Raw genomic sequence first — 19,508 nt, 5'->3', positions numbered from 1 at the left:
TTCCTGAGGAAGGCTCGTCCGCTCAGGGTTAGTCAGGACCTAAGTCGAGGCCGATAGGCGTAGACGATGGACAACAGGTTGATATTCCTGTACCACCTCCCCGCCGTTTGAGTAATGGGGGGACGCAGTAGGATAGGGTGAGCACACAGTTGGTTGTGTGTCTAAGCAGTGAGGTGGAGAACGAGGCAAATCCCGTTCTCATATAACACTAGGCTGTGATGGCGAGGAGATTAATCTCCAGAGTCCCTGATTTCACACTGCCAAGAAAAGCCTCTAGCGAGGCGGGAGGTGCCTGTACCGCAAACCGACACAGGTAGGCGAGGAGAGAATCCTAAGGTGATCGAGAGAACTCTCGTTAAGGAACTCGGCAAAATGACCCCGTAACTTCGGGAGAAGGGGTGCTCTGGTAGGGTGAATAGCCCGAGAGAGCCGCAGTGAATAGGCCCAGGCGACTGTTTAGCAAAAACACAGGTCTCTGCAAAATCGTAAGATGACGTATAGGGGCTGACGCCTGCCCGGTGCTGGAAGGTTAAGAGGAGGGGTTAGCGCAAGCGAAGCTCTGAATTGAAGCCCCAGTAAACGGCGGCCGTAACTATAACGGTCCTAAGGTAGCGAAATTCCTTGTCGGGTAAGTTCCGACCCGCACGAAAGGCGTAACGATCTGGGCACTGTCTCAACGAGAGACTCGGTGAAATTATAATATGCGTGAAGATGCGCATTACCCGCGACAGGACGGAAAGACCCCGTGGAGCTTTACTGTAGCCTGATATTGAATTCCGGTGCAGCCTGTACAGGATAGGTAGGAGCCTTGGATTCCGGAGCGCTAGCTTCGGAGGAGGCATTGGTGGGATACTACCCTGGCTGTATTGGACTTCTAACCCTTGCCCGTGATCCGGGCAGGAGACAGTGTCAGGTGGACAGTTTGACTGGGGCGGTCGCCTCCTAAAGAGTAACGGAGGCGCTCAAAGGTTTCCTCAGAATGGTTGGACATCATTCGCAGAGTGCAAAGGCATAAGGAAGCTTGACTGCGAGACCTACAAGTCGAGCAGGGTCGAAAGACGGACTTAGTGATCCGGTGGTTCCGCATGGAAGGGCCATCGCTCAACGGATAAAAGCTACCCCGGGGATAACAGGCTTATCTCCCCCAAGAGTCCACATCGACGGGGAGGTTTGGCACCTCGATGTCGGCTCGTCGCATCCTGGGGCTGTAGTCGGTCCCAAGGGTTGGGCTGTTCGCCCATTAAAGCGGCACGCGAGCTGGGTTCAGAACGTCGTGAGACAGTTCGGTCCCTATCCGTCGCGGGCGCAGGAAATTTGAGGAGAGCTGTCCTTAGTACGAGAGGACCGGGATGGACATACCGCTGGTGTACCAGTTGTCTTGCCAAAGGCATCGCTGGGTAGCTATGTATGGACGGGATAAATGCTGAAAGCATCTAAGCATGAAGCCCCCTTCAAGATGAGATTTCCCATTACGCAAGTAAGTAAGATCCCTCAAAGATGATGAGGTGGATAGGTCTGGGGTGTAAGTACGGCGACGTATGTAGCTGACAGATACTAATCGATCGAGGACTTAACCTATTATGAAAAGCCGAAGTGGCCGCCTAGATGCGACTGGTATAAGGCGAAGATGCGAAGTGGCGTTTTCTGCCACGCAGTAGCTTTGACTTATGACCCGAGCATCTGGCCGCTGAGGCTGGACAAACTAAAAAGTAGTTACTTGAACTACATCAATGTCTTTTATACAGTTTTGAGTGAACAAGCTTTACTCGAAAAAATATTTAAAATAATGCTTGCATTAAGTATAACAAGTGTTATAATAATAAATGTCCTCAAGAACGAGGATACATAGTCTGGTGACGATGGCGAAGAGGTCACACCCGTTCCCATACCGAACACGGAAGTTAAGCTCTTCAGCGCTGATGGTAGTTGGGGGTTTCCCCCTGTGAGAGTAAGACGTCGCCAGGCAATTCTTTTCTAACGATCGATGCTGAATGTTTTATACATAATCTAGTGATCAAAAAGAATAAGAACATACTAAATTAACATTATACCCAGGAGGATTAGCTCAGCTGGGAGAGCACCTGCCTTACAAGCAGGGGGTCGGCGGTTCGAGCCCGTCATCCTCCACCATATTTCTACACCTGCCGGTGTAGCTCAACTGGTAGAGCAACTGACTTGTAATCAGTAGGTTGAGGGTTCAAGTCCTTTCGCCGGCACCACTTAGTACGAGCCGTTAGCTCAGTTGGTAGAGCATCTGACTTTTAATCAGAGGGTCACAGGTTCGAATCCTGTACGGCTCACCATTATTTTTTGCCGAAACATATCGCGGGTGTGGTGGAACTGGCAGACACGCTAGACTTAGGATCTAGTGCCTTCGGGCGTGGGGGTTCGACTCCCTTCACCCGCATTTCTTATGCGGAAGTAGTTCAGTGGTAGAATACGACCTTGCCAAGGTCGGGGTCGCGGGTTCGAATCCCGTCTTCCGCTTTTAATTTCCACTCTTGCCGGGGTGGCGGAACTGGCAGACGCACAGGACTTAAAATCCTGCGGTAGGTGACTACCGTACCGGTTCGATTCCGGTTCTCGGCACCAATTAATTTTATAGAATGCGCCTGTAGCTCAATTGGATAGAGCGTCTGACTACGGATCAGAAGGTTGTGGGTTCGACTCCTGCCAGGCGCGCCATATTTTAAATGAAATCACTATTGCATATAGTCGGGAAGTAGCTCAGCTTGGTAGAGCACTTGGTTTGGGACCAAGGGGTCGCAGGTTCGAATCCTGTCTTCCCGACCACTTATTGGGGCCTTAGCTCAGCTGGGAGAGCGCCTGCCTTGCACGCAGGAGGTCAACGGTTCGATCCCGTTAGGCTCCACCAATAAATTTACATGACTGACTAATTGCAGCGGCGTAGCTCAGTTGGCTAGAGCATACGGTTCATACCCGTAGGGTCGGGGGTTCAAATCCCTCCGCCGCTATCCTAAGGACCTTTAGCTCAGTTGGTTAGAGCAGACGGCTCATAACCGTCCGGTCGCAGGTTCGAGTCCTGCAAGGTCCACCAGATTATTTATTTTACGGAGGAATACCCAAGCCCGGCTGAAGGGATCGGTCTTGAAAACCGACAGGGGTGTTAAAGCCCGCGGGGGTTCGAATCCCTCTTCCTCCGCCATATTTTCTTCAACATTAGCTTTACTTTACTAAGTAGTTATGTTAAGATAATAAAGGCGTTAAGTTCTTAATAAAGAAACATTTGCATTGTCGCGGGGTGGAGCAGTGGTAGCTCGTTGGGCTCATAACCCAAAGGTCACAGGTTCAAATCCTGTCCCCGCAACCAAGGTCCCGTGGTGTAGCGGTTAACATGCCTGCCTGTCACGCAGGAGATCGCGGGTTCGATTCCCGTCGGGACCGCCATTTTATACATACGCTTAGAAAAGCGTCTTTATGGAAGTAACAAATGTGGCTCAGTAGCTCAGTTGGTAGAGCAAAGGACTGAAAATCCTTGTGTCGGCGGTTCGATTCCGTCCTGAGCCACCATAATTGCGGGTGTAGTTTAGTGGTAAAACCTCAGCCTTCCAAGCTGATGATGGGAGTTCGATTCTCCCCACCCGCTCCAATAGGGGCCTATAGCTCAGCTGGTTAGAGCGCACGCCTGATAAGCGTGAGGTCGGTGGTTCGAGTCCACTTAGGCCCACCATTCCGCAGTAGCTCAGTGGTAGAGCAATCGGCTGTTAACCGATCGGTCGTAAGTTCGAGTCTTACCTGCGGAGCCATTTTTATGGGGAAGTACTCAAGTGGCTCAAGAGGCGCCCCTGCTAAGGGTGTAGATCGCGAAAGCGGTGCGAGGGTTCGAATCCCTCCTTCTCCGCCATAATTTTGGCCCCTTGGTCAAGCGGTTAAGACACCGCCCTTTCACGGCGGTATCACGGGTTCGAATCCCGTAGGGGTCATACATAAAAAGGTATTGCACAACTGTGCAATACCTTTTTCTATTATCCGATATAAGTTATGTAGGAAGCAGCTGAGGGGAGTACAAGGCTTTGCAATAGTGTAGAGTCGTGTTGACAATTTATGCACTGCTATTTGAAAAAGTTGTCACGCTACTGCTATCTGTCCTCAAACTGGTACTTGATAGTACGCAACGGCTAGTGAAGTTAAGGAACGAAAGTACATGCAAAAGAGTAAGCCCTACAATGAACGCATGTGGGACTTACTCTTTTTTTAATTACTTATCTTTCTCTGCATCAATATAGCTGTCACTTTCTTTATAAGGGATGTCACCTAATGGTGATTCAATCCCTTCCACATCCAACTCCTCTTCATATTCTATCGCTTCTGCAGTGCGTACAAACCCAGCTGGTTCACCGGTAATGTCAGACACTGCAAACTCTTCGTATTCTTCTACACTATCTTCATTTTCTTCATCGTACAGATCACCGTAGTCTCGATTTTTATTGCCTGAGAAGTCTGAAGGTGTTTCAGATGTTCCTGATTGTGCGATTTCCTGGAAGCTATCTTCGTAATCTATTGCGTCTCCTTCCCTTCGTGCTGCAAATGAATTAGGATCTGCCATGATTAATAAATCCTCTTCAACCGGTCGATCAGTTGGAACATCTTTTTTCGCGTCATCAATACACACAGTCGTGTAAGGGATTGCTTCTAAGCGCTCAAATTGTATTTCCTTACCACAGACTTCACATTTGCCATAAGTGCCGTCCTGCATGGCTTGTAGCGCGTTCTGAACTTTTTCTAGCTCACCTTCTGCGTGTGTATTGAGTGCCATGTCCTTTTCACGCTCATATAATTCTGTTCCCATATCAGCGGGGTGATTATCATACATGGATAATTCGCCTACATCTTCTTGTGCAGTCTTTACAATCTCCGTCTCGTTTTCTGTTTCAGTCAAACGTTCTTCCATAGCTCGTAATTCTTTTTCGAGTTGTTGAATTTGTTTAGTTGTTAACAATATAGTCACGACCCTTTCTATGTGGCTTTCTTAGTTGACCGATAAAGTCCGAGAAAGCTTTCTTATTTCAGTCTTTCCCTGTTTACAAGCTATAGTAAACCTCTACAACAAAAAAACGTCCACCTTTTTCAGTGTGGACGTTGTGGAGATAGTTTATTCAGATGAAGTGAGCGATGAGAATGCCGATACCGAGAAGCAGGCCAAACAGCGTGTTGGTAACGCCAGTATCCTTCATCGCAGGCATGACTTGAATAGGTTGTTCATACTTTCGGAAGGTTTTCGTAGCATGTAACGGTTTGGGAATACTCAGTAGTACGAGTAATGCCCATGCAGACACATGACCTGTCACGACAAGTGCAATGATCCATCCATACGACACGATGAAAAACATTGCCAATATCGTTACAGCATTATTTCGACCTATAAGAATTGCCATGGTTTTTCTGCCACCCTTAGTATCTTGTACAATATCCCGAATATTGTTTGCTAACATAATCGCACCTACTAAAAGCATGCTCGGTACAGAAAGCAATATGGCATTGCCAGTGACAGTTCCTGTTTGAATATAGAATGCAATTAAAATTAATAGCATGCCCATAATAAATCCAGAAACCAGCTCGCCGAATGGGGTATAAGCAATCGGATAGGGTCCGCCAGTATACAAATAGCCAATCAGCATGGCAACAGAACCTACGACGGCAAGCCACCAAGAAGTTTCCATGCAAATGTAAATGCCTAGGAGAACAGATAAGCCATACAGAATGAGTGCTAAATTTAATACGGTTTTTGGTTGTACGCCGTTCCGGACGATCGTACCGCCAATACCGATCGAGTGTTCATCGTCGAGTCCTCGTTTGAAATCATAGTATTCATTGAACATATTCGTAGCCATCTGTAAAAATAAACTTGCTACAAGCATCGCTAAAAATAACGGGAAATGAAGTGGTCCGTATTGTAACGCAATCATGGTCCCTAAAAAGACAGGTGCAAAAGCAGCAGTCAATGTGTGTGGGCGCGTTAGCTGCCACCAAACTCGCCAGCCGGTATCGGTTTCTATTGTGTGTTGCACGGGTAATCTCTCCTTATATATGTAATCATCATCTGATAGTATACAACAAAAACAAGCAGTTAGGTAAGAAGAGATGACTGCAAAATATAATTGTCGAATGCGCTCCTATACAGCGAGACATTATATATTAAGTACAGCGTCCAATGTGCTAGAATAGAGGTACTTATTGTTCAGAGAAATGAAGTCTGAGCGTAAATTGTCGAAAAACATATTGCACGATGAGAAGGAGAGAGTGGGATGATTCGGAAATTGACCGATCGAGAGAAGACGGTTCCGGCAACAGGCGCTGAATCTCGTTTTTTTACGGAAACATTGGAAGTGGAAACGCTTAGTCCGCTTGCTTTTTTTGAAGCAGGCTTTTCACATTATGGTGAGCATCGTTTCTTCTGGCAAAATGCAGACAAGACAGTAAAACTTGTCGGTTTGGGTCAGGCTACAGTTCTAACAGCGGAGAAGGATCGTTTTCAGTCGATTTCTTCACAATGGGCAACGTTATGTGAAGGTTTGATTAAGGAAGAAAAAGATGTCGATCCGGTGTTGTTTGGAGGGTTTTCTTTTGATCCTCACACCCGCCAAGACGATGAGTGGAACGCTTTTCCAGCTGCTTATTTTACTGTGCCTTTATTCCAACTGAAAATCGAAAAAGGTAAAACGTATGTATCGATTAATTATATTACGGATGAACCGCAAACCGCAGCAGACTTTGAAGCGTTGCGTCAAGAACGTGACCGCTTGATTCATATTGCACAGGTTGACGAATTCACGTTCCAAGGAAAGCCGAGCGTAATCAAGCAGACAGAATTGGCTACGGACCGCTATATGGACGCTGTAGAGCACGTGACATCGCATATTAAAGCGCAAGAGGCAGAGAAAGTAGTCATTGCACGTAAAATTAAACTGACGTTCGAAGAAGAATTCCAAAAGGCTGCTGCGTTGCATACGATTACGAATGAACAGTCTGCTAGTTATCACTTTGGTCTGCAAATTGGGAAGGAAATGTTCTTCGGTGCAACGCCAGAGAGATTGGTTGAAATTTATAAGGGACATGCGTATTCAGCTTGTGTAGCGGGTTCTATTGAACGCGGAAAAACGGCTCAAGAAGATCAGCGACTTGGGGAAGTGTTGTTACGAGATAAGAAAAACCGTGAAGAACATCAATATGTAGTCGATATGATTACGCAAGTCTTCTCGGGTTTTTGCACATCACTACAAGTCAATAAAACACCAAAGCTTTTGAAAGTACGAGATATACAGCATTTATTCACACCGGTTGAAGGCGAGCTTGCGAAGGATCAGGATATATTCCGTCTAGTAGAAGCACTTCATCCAACGCCTGCTCTAGGTGGAGTTCCACGTCAGAAAGCGCTCGAAATCATTCGCGAAGAAGAGCAAATGGACCGTGGCTTTTATGCCGGGCCGATTGGTTGGGCGGATTCTGCGGGTAATGGAGAGTTTGCAGTGGCCATTCGGTCTGGACTGCTAACTGGCAATGAGGCATATTTATATGCTGGCGGAGGTATTGTAGCCGATTCTACACCAACGGAAGAATATGCGGAAACATGGGTGAAATTCCGTCCCGTGTTACGCGCGCTCGGAGGCCGTTTACATGAATGATCATGAAACAGGATTAACGAGTTATGTGCTTCGTTTAACAGATGCTCTTATACGGCAAGGAGCCAATAGAGCGGTTATTAGTCCCGGATCCAGATCAACACCACTCGCGTATGCGCTAACGAACTCTGAGGGTATGCAGACCTATATGCATACCGATGAGCGCTCCGCAGCTTTTTACGCACTTGGATTAGTGAAGGCGACTGGACAACCGGTGATTTTACTATGTACATCAGGAACAGCTGCATCGAACTATCATCCTGCAGTGACAGAAGCTTTTTATGCAAGATTGCCGTTGATCGTCATCACAGCGGACCGTCCGCATGAATTACGTGAAGTCGGTGCTCCACAAGCAATCGATCAAATTCGCATGTTCGGAGAGCACGTTAAAGATAGTGTCGATTTCCCTGTGCCTGAAAATCGAGAAGACATTTTACGATATATGGAACAACGTGCCGTTAGACTACTTTCCGTTGCGAAAACTGCACCACAAGGACCTGTTCATTTAAATGTACCGTTTCGAGAGCCGTTACTTATTGATTTACAAGCAACTGCGCAAGTCAGTCGATTCCAGCAACAGTTGGTAGGGAACTTGGCTGTAACAGAAGAAATGGCAAGAGTACTCGAAACGGCCATTACACAATCGAAAAAAGGCATACTCGTTATGGGCGAGCTAGCGACAACTTTAGATAAGAACTGTTTCTGGGACTTTGCTAAAGCGCTTCAATGGCCCGTACTATGCGATCCACTGTCCAATCTGCGCTCACAAGTGCCTTCAGATTGTAACGATCTTTGTATTGATCAGTATGATGCGTTACTGAAAAGTGAAGTGTTTGTCGAAAAAGTGCGACCTGATTGCGTCATACGATTCGGCCCGCAACCCATCTCTAAACCATTATTGTTGTTTTTGAAGAAGAGTTGTCCAGAAACGTATATCGTGATCGATGACTCACCAAACTATCGTGATCCGATTGGTCTGACTACCCATCATTTACAAGTGAGTGCAGAGAGTATGTGGCAGCAAATATATCTACCACGTGAGCGAACAAAGTATACGAAACAGTGGACTGAAGCCAATCAAATTTCCACAGATGTCATGAATGACGATGAACATTTCAATCAAGACGAAGGTCACTTCGTTCGTCAATTCATTGCCAACTTACCGGATGGATCGGATGTAGTCTGTAGCAGCAGTATGCCGATTCGAGATGTGGATACGCATTTCCAAAAGACAAACCGCGATATTTCATTGTTCTGCAATAGAGGAACAAATGGGATTGACGGGGTAGTCTCGACTGCTCTAGGTATTCAAGAAGGGCGTAAACGCAAGACCTATTTATTGATTGGAGATTTAGCTTTTTTGCATGATATCAACGGATTGATTATTTCCCGTTTACAGCAAACCGATTTGACAATCGTTCTGATTAATAACAACGGTGGCGGGATATTTTCCTATTTACCGCAAGCGTCTATTGAACACCATTATGAGCAATTATTTGGAACCCCCACAAATTTAACATTCCATCATATCGCAGCAATGTATGAAGCGCAGTATGATGCGGTAGATACGATACAAGCATTCGAACAGGCAATGCAAACCGATAAGAGGACTAATCTACGAATTATTGAAGTGGCAACAGTGCGTGCAGACAATGTGGAAGCTCATCGCTCTGTGTGGCGGGAAATCGCGAAGAAGGTGGAACGCATTGACGACTGAACTATTGACGATCAGAGGCATTGAAACGCACATTGCACGATACGGAGATGAACTCTTGCCGCCAATTGTCATGTTGCATGGTTTTACAGGCTCGACAGCTACTTGGCAGGAAACGATTGAACAGCTTGTGACGGATTATCATGTTGTCGCGATTGATTTAATCGGACATGGCAAGACAGAGGCACCCGAAACGATTACTCGCTACAAGATGGAAGAACAAATAAAGGATTTGTATGAAGTCTTACAGAAGCTTGAAATTGAGAAGCCGATTTTGCTGGGCTACTCGATGGGTGGGCGTGTTGCACTAGGCTATACTGCAACATATCCTGAAAAAGTAACGAGTCTGGTGCTTGAGAGCAGTTCACCAGGCTTGCGTACATCAGAACAACGACTCGCACGGCGTACCGCAGATAATAAGCTTGCAGATAAGATAGAACAACAAGGAATGCCAGAATTCGTCGACTTTTGGCAGGAGATTCCGTTATTTCATACACAAAAGAAACTGTCTGAATCACAACGACAAGCAGTGCGCAATGAACGCCTCTGTCAACGGCCAACCGGTCTGGCAAACAGTTTACGTGGGATTGGAACGGGCAGTCAGCCTTCATACTGGCAGACGCTTGAGCAACTTTCATTACCTGTATTATTAGTTACCGGAAGTGAAGACGAGAAATTTGAAACTATTGCACAGGAAATGATGAAAAACCTGCCAAATGCCCGGCACGAAACGATAAAAAATGCAGGGCATGCAATTCACGTGGAAAAACCTCAACAATTTGCTACAATGATAAAGAGCTTTCTGAAAACAGTGTAAAACTAGAGGAGGAATTTATTATGACCCGTCAATGGGAAACGCTTCGTACATATGATGATATCAAGTACGAAATGTACAATGGTATCGCAAAAATCACGATTAATCGTCCGGAAGTGCGCAATGCATTCCGTCCTAAAACAGTAATGGAACTAATCGATGCATTTTCACGTGCAAGAGATGATCAGAGAATTGGAGTGATCGTGTTAACTGGTGAAGGAGAGAAAGCGTTCTGCTCTGGTGGCGATCAATCTGTTCGTGGTCACGGTGGGTATGTTGGAGACGACGAAATTCCACGTTTGAACGTTTTAGATCTTCAACGTTTGATTCGCGTTATTCCAAAACCAGTTGTTGCAATGGTAGCAGGATACGCAATCGGTGGCGGTCACGTGTTACATGTAGTATGTGACTTGACGATTGCTGCAGACAATGCACGTTTCGGACAAACAGGGCCTACTGTAGGCTCATTTGATGCAGGATATGGTTCAGGATACCTTGCACGCATTGTTGGCCATAAAAAAGCACGTGAGATCTGGTACTTATGTCGTCAATATGACGCGCAAGAAGCACTCGATATGGGCTTAGTCAACACTGTGGTTCCTTATGAGCAGCTAGAAGACGAAACCGTTCAATGGTGTGAAGAAATGCTAGGCAAGAGTCCAACTGCACTTCGCTTCCTGAAAGCGGCAATGAATGCAGATACAGACGGCTTGGCTGGACTTCAGCAACTGGCTGGAGACGCTACATTGCTTTATTACACAACGGATGAAGCGAAAGAAGGACGCGACGCGTTTAAAGAAAAGCGTAAACCGGACTTCGATCAATTCCCACGTTTCCCTTAAATAAATGAAAGCTGCCTAACTTAGGCAGCTTTTTCATTACGTTACTTTTAATTGGAGGAGTTACCTATGATGATTCCAAATTGGCTTGCACAACGGGCCAAATTGACGCCTGACGCATCCGCTTTAGTTACCGGGCAAGGACAGTGGTCATTTCTTGAACTATATGAACAATCCCTTGAAATCGCACAACAACTTCATCATCTTGGAGTTGAGTCCGAAAGTAGGGTGGCGCTGCTCAGCCACTCCAATGAACAAACGGTACTTTTCATCCATGCGTGCTGGTTATTAAGTGTGGAGGTAGTCTGTCTGAACAATCGGCTGACAGAACAAGAATTAGATTGGCAAGTACGTGATTCCGAAGCCCAAATTATGCTTGTAGACGATCAAATACATACCTATCCAAAATTAGGTCATATCAAGAGCTTATACTATTCCGCAGTTCTACAGTCTGAGCGTAAAGAGTTCATCATGCTGGAACAGTGGACTGAAAATCAGACGCTATCGATTATGTACACTTCAGGCACTACAGGTGTTCCTAAAGGAGTCCGACAGACAGCTGGAAATCATACGTCGAGCGCACTTGCTTCAGCGTTGAATCTCGGATTGACCGATGAAGATACATGGCTTTGCATGATGCCGTTATTCCATATAAGTGGACTATCGATCGTCATTCGCTCCGTGATCTACGGAATGGAAATGCGCTTATACGAAAAATTTGATGCAAAAGAGGCTGCTGCACAAATCATAGCAGGGCGTGTGACCGCCATGTCGGTTGTTGCCTTGACGCTCGATCAAATAGTTCGTGTGATGGAAGCAACTGATAGCAAAGCACATCCACAATTTCGTACTATGCTCGTAGGTGGAGGTCCCGTACCACTGGATTATTTGGAGCGCGCAACTGCTTGTGGACTCCCGATACTTCAGACATACGGTATGACCGAAACATGTTCGCAAACGACGACTCTTGGAAAAGCAGATGCGACGCGTAAGCTAGGTTCAGCAGGTAAACCGTTATTTTTCAATCAAGTGGCAATTAAAAATACTGTTCAACCAGGTGAAATAGGGGAAGTACTCATAAAAGGTCCTCACGTGACACCTGGTTACATCGGAAGTCAAAGTACACACAATGCGCTGACCGAAGATGGTTGGCTTGCTACAGGAGATGCTGGCTATCTTGACGGGGAAGGTTATTTGTTCATCGTGGATCGACGTGCTGATTTGATTATTTCAGGTGGGGAGAATATTTATCCTGCCGAGATTGAAAATGTGTTACTAGCACATCCTACTATAAGGGAAGCTGGCGTTTGTGGGAGAGAGGATCCGGAGTGGGGACAAGTACCTGTTGCATTCCTCGTGGGTTCAGCTAAAACGCAAGAACTGTTGGAATTCTGTTCCGAACGTCTAGCGCGTTATAAACTACCAAAGGAATTTCGATTCGTAGAGCAACTGCCTCGCAATGCATCGAATAAACTCATGCGATTCGAATTGAAAAAATGGCTATAAAAAAACAGTGGAGTATACATCCACTGTTAGCTACCTAATGCTTTTTTCAATACTGCCAAATTCTGTTCCATAAGAGTAAAGTACGTTTCTTCCTTTTGAATATCTTCTTCAGTTAACACACTCAAATTATGCAAAGTAAGTGCTTCGGCATCCAGTTCTTTTTTAATGACTTCAGCCAATTTTGAGCTGACGTTTTGTTCAAATAAAATATACTGGATGTCTTGTTCTTTTGCATTTTTCACAAGAGAAGCTAATTCTTTTTGTGAAGGTTCATTCTGCGAGTCAAGACCAGATACTGCAAGTTGCTGTAACCCGTAAGCGTCTGCCAAGTAGCCGAATGCTGCATGGGACACGAAGAATGTTTTGTTCGGTGCGGCATCTGCCATGGTTTTAAATCCGCGATCTAATTCTTCTAATTCATCATATAAAACATCAAAGTTTTTCTTGAAAGACTCTGCATGTTCAGGTAGTTCATCCGACAACTCTTGTGTGATTTTCTCCGCGAGTTTCGTGCTGAGATAAGGAGATATCCAAACATGTGGATCGACTGCCCCTTCATGTCCGTGATCATCATGCTCTTCTTCTCCATGTTCGTGAGAATGCCCCTCTTCCAATTCCTCGAAATCGATGTAATCAGCGATTGGAACAAACTGAATCTCTTCATTCTGCAACGTTTTCTCCGTCTTTTGTACAAAACCTTCAAGTCCAAGTCCTATATAGAAGAATAAATCTCCTTTTGCCAAGGACATCATATCTTTCTGTGTAGGCTCAAACACGTGCTCATCTGTCCCAGGCGGGTAGATGGATTTCACGTCGACGTACTCTCCACCTATGCGTTCAGTGAAATATTGCAATGGATAGACAGTAGTGTAAACGAGTAATGGTTTGGATGACGTATCATCCGGTTCGGTTGCACTATTGTTACAACCAGTTAATACTAGCAACAAAGCGGCTGCCAGCAGTAGTAAACGATTTTTCATTCAAAATGCCTCCGTAACGTAATCGGAATGATTACTATTTAGATTGTTTTTTCATCATACAAGATATGTTGTATGTTTGCAACCTAGTACGGATTATTTCGTATCTGATTTTTTTGGAGGTACTGGATCAAATCCACCTTTATGAAATGGATGACATTTTAAAATTCGCATTACCGCAAGCCAACTACCTTTGAGCGCTCCGTGCGTCTCAATTGCTTCCACACCATAATGTGAACAAGTGGGATGAAATCGGCATGAGGGCGGTGATAGGGGGGAAATAAATTTCTGGTAGAACCGGATCAGTTGTATAAATACTTTCTTCAATATATCCATCACCTTCTGACGTAATAAGGTTTAGTTTACCTATATAAGTGGTAAATTAAAAGAGAGAAGCATAAAACGATTATAGGAGTGTTTTTTTATGTCTAAGGAATTAATTCAGGAACTAAACAAACAAGTATCTACCTGGTCTGTATTGTATGCGAAGCTTCATAACTATCACTGGTATGTAAAAGGAAGTCAATTCTTCACATTACACGCTAAATTTGAAGAGTTGTACAATGAAGCAACATTGCATATGGACGAAATTGCAGAACGTGTACTGACTTTAGGTGGCGAACCGACTGCAACATTATCCCAGCATTTATCTGAATCTGTTGTCGACGAAGCAAAAGGCACAGAAAAAGCGAATGATATGGTGCAGACGTTAGTAGATGATTTTGATAAGACCATGAAATCATTGAAAAAAGGTATGGAACTTGCAGCGAAGGATTCAGATCATATGACGGAAGATATGTTAAATGCCGTTTATCAGAGTGTGGAAAAGCATCAATGGATGTTAAACGCATTTCTCGGCGAAACAAACGAGTAAAACTCTTCATTCATCAAAAAATTAGCCGATAGTAAGAAGTGAATACCAGGAAGGAGTTGAACGATATGGATATCAATTCAATCATGTCCAGCCAGTTGAGAAGCTTGCAATCAACCGTTCAAATGAGCGTCATGAATAAGGCTCTTTCAATGGAGACTTCTGCTATGAATGATATGCTAAATGGTCTTGAAAACCAATCTGTAGCGCATCCAACGAAAGGCGCTTCTATCGATATCAAGGCTTGAATGGAGAACACACATCTTGAATAATTAGAGATGTGTGTTTTTTTATGGAAGTAGACAGAAATACTGTTAGAATATAAATAAAACGAGACATAGTAGGAGGTATATTGAAAATGGCTCAAGGACAATATTTGCGTAATTTAATTATCGAGACTCCTTCTAAACCGGGCAATCTTGGTAAAGTTACTATGGCAATTGGTCAGTTAAATGGGGATATTGGTGACATCCAAACGATTAAAGTAGGAACGCTTTCTACGATTAGAGAAATTGCATTACAATGTAATGATCAAGAGCATTTGGCTGAAATCGTGGTAGCGATTGAAAACTTAAAACAAGGTATCAAAGTTCAAGCTATTACAGATGATGTATTGCAAATGCATGAAGGCGGAAAAATTCATATGAAAGCCACTCACGAAATTCGTTCCCTAGCAGATTTACGGAGAGTCTATACACCGGGTGTGGCAAGTGTATGCAAAACAATCCAAGAAGATCCGGAACAGGCAAATTATTTCACAGGTATTTCAAATACGGTAGCAATCGTGACTGATGGTACAGCTATTTTAGGGCTTGGAGATATTGGTCCTGTAGCGGGGATGCCCGTTATGGAAGGAAAAGCTGTCTTATTTGATCAATTCGTTGGTATTAGTGGTATCCCTATTTTACTTGATACAAGCAATCCCGATGAAGTCGTAGAAACGATCAAACATATCCATCAAGGCTTTGGTGCGATTTTACTGGAGGATATTGGATCCCCGCATTGCTTTGAAATTGAAGAGCGTTTAAAAAAAGAATTGCCGATTCCTGTTATGCATGATGATCAGCATGGCACAGCAGTCGTAGCATTAGCAGCAGCGCTCACAGCATGCAAACATGTTGGAGTGGACCTGGCCGATGCTTCAGTCGGACAAATTGGTTTAGGCGCAGCAGGTCTAGCAATCAGCCGCATGTTTATGGCATATGGTGTAGCAGAAATGAAAGGAACAGATCCTAATCCCCGTGCCAAAGAGATGTTAGCGAAGTACGGTGGTACCGTCGTTGAAACAATGGAAGAAATCATGGAGACATGCGATGTAGTCATTGCGACAACTGGTGTTGCAAATCTCATTAAGCCAGAAATGATTCGTAAAGGTCAAATCATCTTGGCTTTATCTAATCCGAACGCAGAAATCACTCCAGAAATTGCATTGGAAGCAGGCGCAGCTTATGCGGCTGATGGTCGTCTAGTCAATAATGTTCTTGGATTCCCAGGCATCTTCCGTGGTGCACTTAATGCAAATGCGAAAGCTATCACGTATCCAATGCTTATCGCTGCAGCCTTGGCCATTGTAGATAGCACAAAGCGTGACGATTTAGTACCGCATCCATTAGATCCTAACGTTCACATTAATGTAGCGTTGGCAGTTGAAAAAGTAGTGTATGAAGAACAGGATCAAGAAATTTAAAGCGATGACCTATTAACAATATATCGTTAATAGGTTTTTTGCTGTAGAATAATTTTTTCTTTATGAAGCATCCTACGTAAAAAGAGAAAGTAGGATGATTATGATAGAAGAAAAATATCCAATGTATATATCACTTAATCACAAATTAGTACTTGCAGATCCTCACTCTTCGACATGGGAATATAAAGTAGAGGTTACAAAAGAAGTTTATCCTGTTTTCGAAAAACTATTTGCTCAGATGGAACAGCTAGAATGGCAAAATTTCCTTCGATCGCATTTACCTTATGCTCAATATCATTATGACCCAGACAATGACAAATTGGATTTACGATTGAAGAAGGTCTTTGCACTAATTCATGAATTTACCGATGATGAATCCAAACGTTTTATCGAGCAACTACCGCTATTTCGTTGATTCCTCGCTCATCTTTCCGCTACACTAGAGGAAAGGACGTGATCCGTATTGCTGAAATTTGAAGATTTACAAGGGGCCCATGTGGAATTGACTTTTGGACCCAATTTACATCAAATTGAATCTCGCCATGTGCTCGTTATTATTAAGCACGACAATCGCTGGTTATTGACCAAACATAGAATACGCGGCATTGAATTTCCTGGTGGAAAAGCGGAATTAGGAGAGACAATTGAACAAGCTGCTATTCGGGAAACCCTGGAAGAAACAGGCGTCACCATAGAAAATATACATTCATTTGCTGAGTACGTAGTCTTTACTGATCCGCCTTTTTGCAAAGCCGTTTTCACAGGAGATATAACACATGTGGAAAAAGAGTTTACGTTAATGGAAACAGAAGGCGTAGTTTGGATGACCGACGCTGAACTAGATGCCTGTACTGAACTCAGCTTTCATATGAAAGATCGCGGAATGGGTGAACTAAGGAAGTGGGTGGAAGCGAATGATAGAACTAACTGATGGTAAAATCATACGGAGAAAAGATTATCCCTCCCCAAACCCCCATGTTAGGTTGGAAGAAATCACCTATAGTTCTGATAGCTTGCTTGTAAAAGGACTTCTGGCAACACCGAAAGCAAAAGGACGGTATGATGGATTGCTTTATTTACGTGGCGGTATCCAACATGTAGGGATGGTGAGGCCAGCGCGTATTGCACAATTTGCGTCGCATGGTCTTGTGGTATTCGCTCCTTATTATCGCGGCAATCGTGGTGGTGAAGGAAAGGATGAATTTGCGGGGGAGGATCGCAATGATGCCGTGACAGGTGTGGAAGTGCTGAAACAGCAAAGTGCAGTCAATTCAGATCGCATTCATTTATTCTCTTTTTCAAGAGGCGGAATCATGGCCTTATGGACAGCCATCATGCGCGAAGATTTAACTTCTATGGTAACATGGGCAGGAGTTTCAGATGTGATCTTCACATACAAAGAGCGACAGGATATGCGACGTATGATGAAGCGTGTCATCGGTGGCACGCCGAATAGTCAACCAGATGCGTATCGAGAAAGAACAGCACTATTCCAGATAGAGAATATTGATATTCCAGCATTGATTATCCACGGAACTCTTGATACGAATGTATCGTTTGAACAGGCTTTATTGCTGGAGAATGCATTGCGTGATGCGAATAAAGAGTTTGAAACTTGGTATTTGGAAGGCTTTACGCATTATATTCCTCCTGAAATGAATCGACAGCTTGTGAAAAAAGCAGTGGATTGGATGAAGCGACAATGATGAGCATCCGTCCGCGCTTAAGTGATTACAATGTAGACGTAAAAAGGCTGACCAGAGAGGTCAGCCTTTTTCGTATGCCATTATTTACTGACGGGTGGTCCGCCTTTGATTGCGATGTCTTCTGAAACGTGAGAAAACTTCTTGAAGTTCTCACGGAAAGCATCAGCCAAACGGTTTGCTTCTTTATCGTATTCGTTTGGATCTTCCCAAGCGTAACGAGGGTGTAGAACATTACTTGGTACACCTTCAATTTCAAGAGGCATTTCCAATCCGAAGATTTCGTTCTTCTTTGTTTCTACATTGTCCAACTTCCCAGCGATTGCAGCGCGCACCATTGTACGTGTATAGCCTAAGTTCATACGTGAACCTACTCCGTAGATCCCACCAGTCCATCCTGTATTCACAAGGAATACTTTTGAACCGTGCTCATCGATTTTCTTTCCAAGCATCTCTGCATATGTGGCTGCAGGAAGTGGTAGGAATGGTGAACCGAAGCAAGTAGAGAATGTTGGTTCAGGAGCAGTAATTCCACGCTCAGTTCCAGCAAGTTTGGAAGTGAAACCGCTCAAGAAGTGGTACATTGCCTGTTCTTTTGAAAGAATCGAGATTGGAGGCAATACACCAGAAGCATCAGCTGTAAGGAAGATAATGTTCTTCGGATGACCAGCAACTGACGGTGTCACGATATTATCAATGTTTTCGATTGGATATGCGGCACGTGTGTTTTCTGTTAATGATTTATCATCATAATCAGCAATGCGTGTCTCTTCATCCAGTACTACGTTCTCTAAAACAGCACCAAAACGGATTGCTCCGAAGATTTCAGGTTCTTTTTCAGCAGAAAGGTTGATACATTTTGCGTAACATCCGCCTTCAATGTTAAATACGCCATTATCAGACCATCCGTGTTCATCATCACCAATAAGTTTACGGTCAGCATCTGCTGAAAGTGTCGTTTTACCTGTTCCAGAAAGACCGAAGAATAAAGCAACATCGCCTTCTTCTCCAACGTTTGCCGAACAGTGCATGGATAGGATATCTTGCTCTGGAAGTAAGAAGTTCATAACAGAGAAAATAGATTTTTTCATTTCTCCAGCGTACTCTGTTCCACCGATTAAGACAATTCGCTTTTCCAGCGATACAATGATGAACGTTTCAGAGTTCGTGCCATCCACTTTTGGATCCGCTTTAAATGAAGGGGCAGCCAAAATGGTGAATTGCGATTCATGTGCTTTCAATTCTTCTTTGGTTGGACGGATGAATAGTTGGTGAACGAACAGATTTTGCCAAGCTAATTCGTTTATTACTTGGATAGACAATTGAGAGTCTTTATCTGCCCCTGCAAACCCTTTAAATACAAAGAGTTCATCTTTTTTCTTCAAATGATCGATGACTTTCGTGTATAATGAATCAAAGATCTCCTCTGAAATCGGACTGTTCGTGCTACCCCAATCTACTTTATCCTTAGACACTGCATCTTCAACGATGAATTTGTCCTTAGGTGAGCGTCCTGTATATTTACCTGTACGTGCAGTGATCGCACCGTCGGCAGAAAGTTTAGCTTCGCCTCTTGCTACTGCTTTTTCCGTTAATTCCGCCACAGACGCTTGGATCGTCACGTTGCTTCCACTAAGAAGACTTTTTAAACTATCATCAATTTTTGCAGATATCATGTTTACATACCGTCCTTTGCGTAGTCGATTTATTTTTATCTTGATGAGAATATCCTAATTCGTAAATAGTATAACACATTA

The 19,508-nt window shown here is 44.2% G+C and carries 15 protein-coding genes, 20 tRNA genes, 2 rRNA genes and 1 pseudogene (1 of these 38 cut by a window edge); 33 read left to right on the top strand and 5 right to left on the bottom strand.

What is annotated here, in order from left to right; all coding sequences use genetic code 11:
- The 22 genes from SporoP8_RS04505 to SporoP8_RS04400 form a co-directional block, all read left to right on the top strand.
- A 23S ribosomal RNA gene (locus SporoP8_RS04505) occupies window positions 1-1,578 on the top strand; it begins 1,351 nt to the left of the window's first position.
- 271 nt (window positions 1,579-1,849) lie between these two features.
- Window positions 1,850-1,965 (top strand): 5S ribosomal RNA (rrf, locus tag SporoP8_RS04500).
- An 89-nt stretch (window positions 1,966-2,054) separates the two neighbouring features.
- A tRNA-Val gene (locus SporoP8_RS04495) sits at window positions 2,055-2,130 on the top strand.
- A 13-nt stretch (window positions 2,131-2,143) separates the two neighbouring features.
- Window positions 2,144-2,219 (top strand) — tRNA-Thr (locus SporoP8_RS04490).
- An 8-nt stretch (window positions 2,220-2,227) separates the two neighbouring features.
- Window positions 2,228-2,303 (top strand) — tRNA-Lys (locus tag SporoP8_RS04485).
- A 22-nt stretch (window positions 2,304-2,325) separates the two neighbouring features.
- Window positions 2,326-2,407: transfer RNA gene (locus tag SporoP8_RS04480), tRNA-Leu, on the top strand.
- An 8-nt stretch (window positions 2,408-2,415) separates the two neighbouring features.
- Window positions 2,416-2,487, top strand: a tRNA-Gly gene (locus tag SporoP8_RS04475).
- Window positions 2,488-2,503: 16 nt separating this feature from the next.
- Window positions 2,504-2,592: transfer RNA gene (locus SporoP8_RS04470), tRNA-Leu, on the top strand.
- Window positions 2,593-2,608: 16 nt separating this feature from the next.
- Window positions 2,609-2,685: transfer RNA gene (locus tag SporoP8_RS04465), tRNA-Arg, on the top strand.
- A gap of 31 nt (window positions 2,686-2,716) precedes the next feature.
- A tRNA-Pro gene (locus SporoP8_RS04460) sits at window positions 2,717-2,793 on the top strand.
- Between the two features lie 6 nt (window positions 2,794-2,799).
- A tRNA-Ala gene (locus SporoP8_RS04455) sits at window positions 2,800-2,875 on the top strand.
- Between the two features lie 26 nt (window positions 2,876-2,901).
- A tRNA-Met gene (locus tag SporoP8_RS04450) sits at window positions 2,902-2,975 on the top strand.
- A gap of 6 nt (window positions 2,976-2,981) precedes the next feature.
- A tRNA-Ile gene (locus SporoP8_RS04445) sits at window positions 2,982-3,058 on the top strand.
- Between the two features lie 15 nt (window positions 3,059-3,073).
- Window positions 3,074-3,166, top strand: a tRNA-Ser gene (locus SporoP8_RS04440).
- Window positions 3,167-3,256: 90 nt separating this feature from the next.
- Window positions 3,257-3,331: transfer RNA gene (locus SporoP8_RS04435), tRNA-Met, on the top strand.
- Between the two features lies 1 nt (window position 3,332).
- Window positions 3,333-3,408, top strand: a tRNA-Asp gene (locus tag SporoP8_RS04430).
- A 47-nt stretch (window positions 3,409-3,455) separates the two neighbouring features.
- Window positions 3,456-3,531: transfer RNA gene (locus SporoP8_RS04425), tRNA-Phe, on the top strand.
- A 5-nt stretch (window positions 3,532-3,536) separates the two neighbouring features.
- Window positions 3,537-3,610 (top strand) — tRNA-Gly (locus SporoP8_RS04420).
- Between the two features lie 4 nt (window positions 3,611-3,614).
- Window positions 3,615-3,691, top strand: a tRNA-Ile gene (locus SporoP8_RS04415).
- Between the two features lies 1 nt (window position 3,692).
- Window positions 3,693-3,767 (top strand) — tRNA-Asn (locus SporoP8_RS04410).
- 7 nt (window positions 3,768-3,774) lie between these two features.
- Window positions 3,775-3,865 (top strand) — tRNA-Ser (locus tag SporoP8_RS04405).
- A gap of 7 nt (window positions 3,866-3,872) precedes the next feature.
- Window positions 3,873-3,944: transfer RNA gene (locus tag SporoP8_RS04400), tRNA-Glu, on the top strand.
- 275 nt (window positions 3,945-4,219) lie between these two features.
- Here the strand turns inward: SporoP8_RS04400 and SporoP8_RS04395 are convergent.
- Both SporoP8_RS04395 and SporoP8_RS04390 read right to left on the bottom strand, forming a co-directional pair.
- Window positions 4,220-4,969, bottom strand: coding sequence for a TraR/DksA C4-type zinc finger protein (locus tag SporoP8_RS04395; RefSeq protein ID WP_232319206.1), 750 nt, complete (start codon window positions 4,967-4,969; stop codon window positions 4,220-4,222).
- 148 nt (window positions 4,970-5,117) lie between these two features.
- The gene (locus tag SporoP8_RS04390) at window positions 5,118-6,029 is read right to left on the bottom strand and encodes a 1,4-dihydroxy-2-naphthoate polyprenyltransferase (RefSeq protein WP_085131411.1); all 912 of its coding nucleotides are present in this window, start codon (window positions 6,027-6,029) and stop codon (window positions 5,118-5,120) included.
- 237 nt (window positions 6,030-6,266) lie between these two features.
- Here SporoP8_RS04390 and SporoP8_RS04385 point away from each other — a divergent pair, with 237 nt between their 5' ends.
- From SporoP8_RS04385 to SporoP8_RS04365, 5 genes and pseudogenes are all read left to right on the top strand, one after another.
- Window positions 6,267-7,643 carry an isochorismate synthase gene (locus tag SporoP8_RS04385; RefSeq protein ID WP_085131410.1) on the top strand — a complete coding sequence of 459 codons (1,377 nt, stop codon included), beginning with the start codon at window positions 6,267-6,269 and terminating at the stop codon, window positions 7,641-7,643.
- Window positions 7,636-9,180, top strand: a pseudogene (gene menD, locus SporoP8_RS04380) (2-succinyl-5-enolpyruvyl-6-hydroxy-3-cyclohexene-1-carboxylic-acid synthase); the annotation flags it as partial. The gene SporoP8_RS04385 and the pseudogene menD, both read left to right, overlap by 8 nt.
- A gap of 166 nt (window positions 9,181-9,346) precedes the next feature.
- On the top strand, window positions 9,347-10,171 hold the full coding sequence (menH, locus tag SporoP8_RS04375; RefSeq protein ID WP_232319205.1) for a 2-succinyl-6-hydroxy-2,4-cyclohexadiene-1-carboxylate synthase: 825 nt from the start codon (window positions 9,347-9,349) through the stop codon (window positions 10,169-10,171).
- Window positions 10,172-10,191: 20 nt separating this feature from the next.
- A complete protein-coding gene (gene menB / locus SporoP8_RS04370) occupies window positions 10,192-11,010 on the top strand; it encodes a 1,4-dihydroxy-2-naphthoyl-CoA synthase (RefSeq protein WP_029055123.1) in 819 nt (272 codons plus the stop codon).
- Window positions 11,011-11,076: 66 nt separating this feature from the next.
- Window positions 11,077-12,513: an o-succinylbenzoate--CoA ligase gene (locus SporoP8_RS04365; RefSeq protein ID WP_198166069.1), complete on the top strand. Its 1,437-nt coding sequence runs from the start codon at window positions 11,077-11,079 to the stop codon at window positions 12,511-12,513.
- Window positions 12,514-12,539: 26 nt separating this feature from the next.
- Here SporoP8_RS04365 and SporoP8_RS04360 read toward each other — a convergent pair whose 3' ends face one another.
- Together SporoP8_RS04360 and yidD are read right to left on the bottom strand one after the other, a co-directional pair.
- Window positions 12,540-13,493, bottom strand: a complete 954-nt coding sequence (locus tag SporoP8_RS04360) for a metal ABC transporter solute-binding protein, Zn/Mn family (RefSeq protein ID WP_085131407.1) — start codon at window positions 13,491-13,493, stop codon at window positions 12,540-12,542.
- A 93-nt stretch (window positions 13,494-13,586) separates the two neighbouring features.
- Window positions 13,587-13,817, bottom strand: coding sequence for a membrane protein insertion efficiency factor YidD (gene yidD / locus SporoP8_RS04355; RefSeq protein ID WP_085131406.1), 231 nt, complete (start codon window positions 13,815-13,817; stop codon window positions 13,587-13,589).
- A gap of 97 nt (window positions 13,818-13,914) precedes the next feature.
- Between yidD and SporoP8_RS04350 the strand changes: the two genes are divergently transcribed.
- From SporoP8_RS04350 to SporoP8_RS04325, 6 genes are all read left to right on the top strand, one after another.
- The gene (locus SporoP8_RS04350; protein WP_085131405.1) at window positions 13,915-14,364 is read left to right on the top strand and encodes a Dps family protein; all 450 of its coding nucleotides are present in this window, start codon (window positions 13,915-13,917) and stop codon (window positions 14,362-14,364) included.
- Window positions 14,365-14,429: 65 nt separating this feature from the next.
- Window positions 14,430-14,609, top strand: coding sequence for a putative motility protein (locus SporoP8_RS04345; RefSeq protein WP_085131404.1), 180 nt, complete (start codon window positions 14,430-14,432; stop codon window positions 14,607-14,609).
- A 110-nt stretch (window positions 14,610-14,719) separates the two neighbouring features.
- Window positions 14,720-16,048, top strand: a complete 1,329-nt coding sequence (locus tag SporoP8_RS04340; RefSeq protein ID WP_085131403.1) for an NAD-dependent malic enzyme — start codon at window positions 14,720-14,722, stop codon at window positions 16,046-16,048.
- A gap of 100 nt (window positions 16,049-16,148) precedes the next feature.
- Window positions 16,149-16,463 carry a transposase gene (locus tag SporoP8_RS04335; protein ID WP_232319204.1) on the top strand — a complete coding sequence of 105 codons (315 nt, stop codon included), beginning with the start codon at window positions 16,149-16,151 and terminating at the stop codon, window positions 16,461-16,463.
- Between the two features lie 48 nt (window positions 16,464-16,511).
- Window positions 16,512-16,979: an NUDIX hydrolase gene (locus SporoP8_RS04330; protein WP_085131401.1), complete on the top strand. Its 468-nt coding sequence runs from the start codon at window positions 16,512-16,514 to the stop codon at window positions 16,977-16,979.
- The gene (locus tag SporoP8_RS04325) at window positions 16,963-17,754 is read left to right on the top strand and encodes an alpha/beta hydrolase family protein (RefSeq protein WP_085131400.1); all 792 of its coding nucleotides are present in this window, start codon (window positions 16,963-16,965) and stop codon (window positions 17,752-17,754) included. The genes SporoP8_RS04330 and SporoP8_RS04325 overlap by 17 nt, the downstream gene beginning before the upstream one ends.
- An 80-nt stretch (window positions 17,755-17,834) precedes the next feature.
- On the opposite strand, the gene pckA is transcribed toward SporoP8_RS04325, so the two are convergent.
- Window positions 17,835-19,427 (bottom strand): phosphoenolpyruvate carboxykinase (ATP), encoded by a 1,593-nt coding sequence (pckA, locus tag SporoP8_RS04320; RefSeq protein WP_085131399.1) that lies wholly within the window; start codon window positions 19,425-19,427, stop codon window positions 17,835-17,837.
- Window positions 19,428-19,508: the final 81 nt, after the last annotated feature.

It is taken from the genome of Sporosarcina ureae, assembly GCF_002101375.1.
GTDB lineage: Bacteria > Bacillota > Bacilli > Bacillales_A > Planococcaceae > Sporosarcina > Sporosarcina ureae_B.
This window is presented reverse-complemented; position numbering and strand designations above follow the sequence as displayed.

Bases quoted from the DNA above. Each gene is read 5' to 3' on its own strand.
- SporoP8_RS04325 (WP_085131400.1), top strand. From the start codon at position 16,963: ATGATAGAACTAACTGATGGTAAAATCATACGGAGAAAAGATTATCCC.
- SporoP8_RS04345 (WP_085131404.1), top strand. From the start codon at position 14,430: ATGGATATCAATTCAATCATGTCCAGCCAGTTGAGAAGCTTGCAATCA.
- SporoP8_RS04365 (WP_198166069.1), top strand. From the start codon at position 11,077: ATGATGATTCCAAATTGGCTTGCACAACGGGCCAAATTGACGCCTGAC.
- SporoP8_RS04350 (WP_085131405.1), top strand. From the start codon at position 13,915: ATGTCTAAGGAATTAATTCAGGAACTAAACAAACAAGTATCTACCTGG.
- SporoP8_RS04340 (WP_085131403.1), top strand. From the start codon at position 14,720: ATGGCTCAAGGACAATATTTGCGTAATTTAATTATCGAGACTCCTTCT.
- SporoP8_RS04385 (WP_085131410.1), top strand. From the start codon at position 6,267: ATGATTCGGAAATTGACCGATCGAGAGAAGACGGTTCCGGCAACAGGC.
- SporoP8_RS04335 (WP_232319204.1), top strand. From the start codon at position 16,149: ATGATAGAAGAAAAATATCCAATGTATATATCACTTAATCACAAATTA.
- pckA (WP_085131399.1), bottom strand. From the start codon at position 19,427: ATGATATCTGCAAAAATTGATGATAGTTTAAAAAGTCTTCTTAGTGGA.
- menB (WP_029055123.1), top strand. From the start codon at position 10,192: ATGACCCGTCAATGGGAAACGCTTCGTACATATGATGATATCAAGTAC.
- SporoP8_RS04360 (WP_085131407.1), bottom strand. From the start codon at position 13,493: ATGAAAAATCGTTTACTACTGCTGGCAGCCGCTTTGTTGCTAGTATTA.